The sequence below is a fragment of the Streptomyces sioyaensis genome (assembly GCF_004122735.1).
Classification (GTDB): Bacteria; Actinomycetota; Actinomycetes; order Streptomycetales; family Streptomycetaceae; genus Streptomyces; species Streptomyces sioyaensis.
In genome coordinates this window covers 1-5,635 of sequence record NZ_SDIF01000221.1, presented here as the reverse complement: position 1 = coordinate 5,635, position 5,635 = coordinate 1, and the positions used below count along the sequence as shown (strand labels likewise).

The following is a 5,635-nucleotide window of genomic DNA, read 5'->3' as shown; positions in this document are numbered from 1 at the left end:
GTTCGGGGGTGGGGGGAGGAAGGGCCGAGGAAGGCCCCGGTCAGCCACCCTCCGGCCGGCCGCCCCGGGGGCGCAGCTGCTGCGGTCGCGGCAGGTGCAGCCCGAGGTAGACCGCGCCCATCCGCAGGGCGAACACCACCCCCGCCGAGGCCACCGCGGCGGGGGTGGCGCCCGTTCCGACGTGGTGCAGCAGCAGATAGCAGCCGGCGCCGGCCAGCGCCGCGATCGCATAGACGTCCTCGCGCAGCAGCAGCGGCGGGAACTCCCCGCACAGCACATCGCGGATGACCTCGCCGGCGACGCCGGTCAGCACCGCCAGGATGATCACGGCGAGCGGGGTGGCGCCCGCCTCGATCGCGGCCCGCGCGCCGATCACCGTCACGACGGACAGCCCGACCGCGTCGACCACCAGCAGCGATTTGTGCGGCAGCTGCCAGAACCGCAGATACGCCATGGTGCCGAGGCCGACGCAGATGATCACGGTCAGCAGCACCCAGTCGTGCGTCCAGTACAGCGGCCGCCGGTCGAGGATGAGATCGCGCAGCGTGCCGCCGGAAATGGAGGCGGCGAAGGCGAGCACCAGCCCGCCGAAGGGGTCCATGTTGGCGCGGTAGGCGGCCAGCACTCCGCTCGCCGCGAAGGCCGCGACACCGGCCAGATAGAGGACGTGCAGCATGGCGCTCATCATGGCAGGCCCCGGAAGGACTGCTTCCGGGGAGGCCGTGAAAACTGACACTACCGGTCGGTAACTATCCGGTGTAGCGTGCAACCCATGGCTCTGGTGACCCTTGGCAACAGCGAGTTCGACCGCGATACGGCGGTCAGCCGCCGCGCCCCGGGCGTCTATGACGCCCACCTCTCCGCCGGCTGGACGATCATCCAGGCGGTCAACGGCGGCTACCTCCTCGCCCTCATGGGCCGCGCCCTGGGCGATGCCCTCCCGCACCCCGACCCGCTGTCGGTCACCGCGCACTACCTGACGGCCTCGGTTCCGGGCCCCGCCGTCATCCGCACCGAAGTGGTCCGCACCGGCCGCACCATGTCGACCGGCACCGCCCGCCTCCTCCAGACCGACGAGGACGGCAACGAGATCGAGCGGCTGCGGGTGCTCGCCTCGTACGGCGACCTCGACGCCCTGCCCGACGACGTCCGCACCACCGCCAAGCCGCCGGCCATCCCGCCGTACGAGCACTGCCTGGGGGCGGACAGCGCCCCCGGCGGCGACCCCGTCATCCCCGGCAGCACGGCCATCGCCGAGCGGCTCTCCCTCCGGCTGGACCCGGCGACCGCCGGCTGGGCGGTCGGTGCCCCGTCCGGCAAGGGCGAGATGCGTGCCTGGTTCGGTCTCGCCGACGGCCGCGAACCCGACCCGCTCTCCCTGCTGCTGACCGTCGACGCGCTGCCGCCCACCGCCTTCGAGATGGGCCTGCTGGGCTGGGTGCCCACCGTCGAACTGACCGCCCACGTCCGCCACCGCCCCGCCCCCGGCCCGCTGCGGGTCGCCATCACCACCCGCAATCTGGCCGGCGGCTTCCTGGAGGAGGACGCGGAGGTCTGGGACTCCCAGGACCGACTGGTCGCCCAGTCACGGCAGTTGGCGCGGGCGGTGTTGCAGGGCTAGCTGTGCCGACCGGGGGCGGGCCCGTCCGGCCCCGGTCGCGGCTCGCCCCGCGGCGAGGGCGGAAAGTGTGACGCAAAGAGCAGGCGGTGGCCGACCGGCTCGTGCCAGACTGATCGCATGGGGGATGTGGCTCTCAGAATCGACGACGCGACCGTGGTGTGGCTGCGGGACGGGCAACCGGCCGCCGGGCAGCCTTCCGGCATGCACGAGCGGTCCGGCGGACAGCAGCCGACGGACGGGGACCGGCGTCGACATCCCGGCGACGACGCCGAGTTGGAGCTTCCCGACGGCTTCGGCGGCGCCGTGCCGGTCAGCGTGGACGGCCGGATGAGCCGGGCGCTGACCCGTGGCGGCGAGGCCCTCGAAGAGGCCCTGCGCCCGCTCGGCGGCGTACTCGGCCAGATCCACCGCTCGATCTCCGCCGGCAGTCACCGCCCCGACGAGGTCACCGTCGAGTTCGGGGTCACGCTCGGCTCCGACCTGAGCCTCGGGGTGTTCTCCGGCAGCGGCGAGGCCAGCTTCAAGGTCTCCGCCACCTGGAATCTCGGCAGCGGCACGGACGGATCCGGGGGGACGACGACGCCGTGAGCGCAGGCGCAGGTCCGGACACCCCGCTGCAGCAGTCCTTCGCCTCCTTACGGTACGGCGACCGGGCCGTCGGCGCGGGCGTATTGGTCGCCGAGCGGCTCGTGCTGACCTGCGCCCATGTCGTCAACAGCGCACTGGGCAGGGACCGTTTCGCCCAGGACACCCCCGGGGCGGGCGACCCGGTCACCCTCCGGCTGCCCCATGTCGCGGCCGGCCGCGACCTGACCGGGCGGGTCGTGCGGGAGATGTGGGTGCCGCCGCGGGCCACCGCCGCCACGAGCGCCCCGGTCCGGCCCGGACAGGTGCCCTACCACGGCGATCTGGCCGTCCTGGAACTCGCCGAGGCCCCGCCCGCCGGCGCCGAGCCGGCACCGTTCCTCCAGCACAGCTACGCCAACGAGACCATTGCCTTATGGGCCAGCGGCCATCCGCTGCCCACGGTGCGCGCCGTGCCCCGGGTCTCCGCCCCGCCCTGGATCGCCCTGGACGTGCTCGGCGGCGCCGAGGTCACCGAGGGCTTCAGCGGCGGGCCGCTGTGGGACCGCGCCCGGCAGGCCGTCGTCGGTCTGGTCGCGGCCGTCCACCGCGCCCCGGAACCGGCCGCCCCCGGGGCCCCGCCGACGACGATGTACGCCATCAGCGTCCCGGCCATCGAGGCCGAACTCCCGGCGCTGCCGCCCTCGGCGGTGCCCACCGCCCGGCGCGGGGTACAGCAGCTGCTCACCGCCCTGGAGCGGGTACTCCAGGGCCGCGAGGCGGTGCTGGCCTGCGAGGAACGGCTCGCCGCCCGGTTGGGCAGACCCTCGGCGGGTCCGGCGGCCGACCTCGAACGGCTGGTCGGCCTGGCCGTGGGCGTCCGCCGCGGCATCCCCGAACTCCTCGACCTCGTACGGGACTACGAGCCGCCGCCCGCCCCCGGCCCCTACGAGCCGCACCCCTGGCCCGGCCACCACGGCGCCCGCGAGGACTGGGAACGGCTGCGCCGCGCCGCCCGTACGGTCCGCCCCGGCGAGTACCTGACCACCCGCCAGCGCCGCGACCTGTCGGGCCTGCTGGCCCACTGCACCCGCACCGACCCCCGCACCCTCCTCGAACGCGTCCTGCCGCACGCCCCGGAGCTGCCCGCCGTCGCAGGCCTGGCCGACGCGATGGACGCCCTGGAGGGCTTCAGCTCCCTCACCGGCGCGCCCGTGCCGCCGCTGCTGCAAGGGGTGGTGCGGGTCAGCGTCGAGGAGAGCGCGGCCGGGACGTACCCGTCCGAGGACCTGGACGCCTGGGTCGAGCGCGTCGGTGCCCGCTCGGGCGTCGACGAGGCGGCGGTCAGCCAGTTCCGTGCCGATGTGGTCGCGGCCGCCGCCCCGGTCCGTACCCCGGCGGCACCGGGCCTGCCGGGCACCGGCACCGCGGCCGTCGCCCCGCGCGTCCAGGTGGAGCTGCTGCCCACCGCCACCGGACGCCGCTTCACCTACCAGATCTGGACCCTCGCCGACCGCCGTACGCACCGTCTCGCGCTGGTCCGCGATGCCGAGGCGGGCAGCGAGCAGGTGGTGGACGACATCCGCCGGGTGCTGCGCACCGAGGTCCGCGAAGACCCGGAGACCGCCCTGGTGGAGTACTTCCTCCCGGCCGCCTGGCTCGGTCTGGACGTCGACTCGTGGGAGTCGCCCGACGGCGACGAGGACGGGCCGTTCGTCCCGGGGATCACCCGCCGGGTGGTGGTGCGGACCACGGAGCGCTCCCGGGAGAGCTACGCCGGATGGAAACAGCGCACCGCGGCCCTGCCGCACGCCAAACGCCTGGTCCTCGACGAGCGGCACACCGACCGGATGGTCGCCCGCGCCCAGTTGGAGGTGCACCGCGACGCCGGGACGGTGATCGTGTGCTGTCCACCCGACCACCACGGCACGCTGCTGCGGCAGTGCGTGCAGGCGGGCGTCCACACCGTGCTGTGGCACCGCGCCGAACACGGCGCACAGCTCGCCCAGGACCTGCTGGCCCTGGTGGACGGCGCCGACCACACCGAGGTCCCCGAGGTGGTGCGCCTGGAGCGGGCCAAGGCGATGGCCGAGCCGGAGAGCACCACCCACCACGGCCGCCGGCTGTCCCTGCTGTACGACGCACCCGACCACCGTCCCCCGCAACTCGCCCCGGACGCCTGGGTGCTGACCCAGCCCTGAAGGCCCGAGTGTGCACCGTGGACACGGCGACCACCCGGCGAGCAACACAGCAAAGAACGAGGAGAACGTGCGGTGACCGGACAGAGCGCAGCAGGCGCACCCCACGACCCGGAGGCGGAGCCGGAGGCCTGGTGGGTGTTCCGCGGCCCGTCGGACCTGCCCGCCCCACCGCCGTGGCGGCGCTTTCCGTCCGAAGCAGGGACGGCGGCGACCCGTGCGCCGTACCTCCTGGAGCGCAATGAGATCTCCGTGATCAATGCGGCGCTGCATCTGCACCGTCCGCTGCTGGTCACCGGCCGCCCCGGCGCCGGCAAGAGCTCGCTGGCCCACGCCGTCGCCGAGGAGCTCGGGCTCGGGGACGTCCTGCGCTGGTCGGTCAACAGCCGCTCCACGCTCCAGGACGCCCTCTACCGCTATGACGCCGTGGGCCGCCTGCGGGAGGCCTCGCTGCGCCGCGAGCGGGAGGCGTCCCACGGCTCGGTGCGCCGGCCCAGGGCCCCGCGCGCCACGACCGCCGGCGACATCGGCCAGTACCTGCGCCTCGGCCCGCTCGGCAGCGCGCTGGCCGCCGGCCGGCCCCGGGTCCTGCTCGTCGACGAACTCGACAAGGCCGATATCGACCTGCCCAACGACCTGCTGGTCGTCCTGGAGGAGGGCGAGTTCGAGATCCCGGAGCTGGCCCGGCTGCCCGAGCACCAGCAGGAGGTGCCGGTGCTGCTGAGCGGAAGCCGGGAGCGGGTCACGATCCACCGCGGGATGGTGCGCTGCACCCACTTCCCGGTGGTCGTCATGACCAGCAACGGCGAACGGGACTTCCCGCCCGCCTTCCTGCGCCGGTGCGTGCGGCTGGATCTGCCGGAGCCGACCGGGGAGCGGCTGCGGAAGATCATCGAACACAATCTGGGCGCGCGGGCGGTCGCCGCGGCGGAGGACCTGATCGAGGCCTTCCAGCAGCGCGCGCAAACCCAGACGCTGGCCACCGACCAGCTGCTGGCCGCCGTCCACCTGCGCATCAGCGGCGCCGACCTCACCAGGGACGAGCTTCTCGGCGCCGTGCTGCACCGCCTCGACGAGCCCATGGCGCCATGATCGACCGACTCCGACAGGCGATGTCGGCCGCCGGCTACGACCTCGGGGCCACCGAACTCCTCGACGTGCTGTGGCTGGCACGGGTCATGGAGGGGCGTACGGCGGCCGACATCGCCTGTCGGAGTCGGTCGATCATGGCGCCATGGGCTCGTCGAGGCGG

The 5,635-nt window shown here is 74.3% G+C and carries 5 protein-coding genes; 4 read left to right on the top strand and 1 reads right to left on the bottom strand.

What is annotated here, in order from left to right:
* Positions 1 to 40: 40 nt before the first annotated feature.
* Positions 41 to 676: a trimeric intracellular cation channel family protein gene (locus EST54_RS33060; RefSeq protein ID WP_167511649.1), complete on the bottom strand. Its 636-nt coding sequence runs from the start codon at positions 674 to 676 to the stop codon at positions 41 to 43.
* 96 nt (positions 677 to 772) lie between these two features.
* Between EST54_RS33060 and EST54_RS33055 the strand changes: the two genes are divergently transcribed.
* The 4 genes from EST54_RS33055 to EST54_RS33040 all read left to right on the top strand — a co-directional run bounded on the left by EST54_RS33055 (position 773) and on the right by EST54_RS33040 (position 5,475).
* Entirely contained in the window at positions 773 to 1,621 is an 849-nt protein-coding gene (locus EST54_RS33055; protein ID WP_129251370.1) for a thioesterase family protein, read from the top strand.
* Positions 1,622 to 1,738: 117 nt separating this feature from the next.
* Positions 1,739 to 2,209 (top strand): CU044_2847 family protein, encoded by a 471-nt coding sequence (locus EST54_RS33050; RefSeq protein ID WP_129251369.1) that lies wholly within the window; start codon positions 1,739 to 1,741, stop codon positions 2,207 to 2,209.
* Entirely contained in the window at positions 2,206 to 4,386 is a 2,181-nt protein-coding gene (locus EST54_RS33045) for a VMAP-C domain-containing protein (RefSeq protein WP_129251368.1), read from the top strand. The genes EST54_RS33050 and EST54_RS33045 overlap by 4 nt, the downstream gene beginning before the upstream one ends.
* Positions 4,387 to 4,458: 72 nt before the next feature.
* A complete protein-coding gene (locus tag EST54_RS33040; RefSeq protein ID WP_129251367.1) occupies positions 4,459 to 5,475 on the top strand; it encodes an AAA family ATPase in 1,017 nt (338 codons plus the stop codon).
* Positions 5,476 to 5,635 lie beyond the last annotated feature (160 nt).

Excerpts from the sequence above, each read along its gene's own strand:
- EST54_RS33060 (WP_167511649.1), bottom strand. The coding sequence starts at position 676 with ATGCTGCACGTCCTCTATCTGGCCGGTGTCGCGGCCTTCGCGGCGAGC.
- EST54_RS33055 (WP_129251370.1), top strand. The coding sequence starts at position 773 with ATGGCTCTGGTGACCCTTGGCAACAGCGAGTTCGACCGCGATACGGCG.
- EST54_RS33050 (WP_129251369.1), top strand. The coding sequence starts at position 1,739 with ATGGGGGATGTGGCTCTCAGAATCGACGACGCGACCGTGGTGTGGCTG.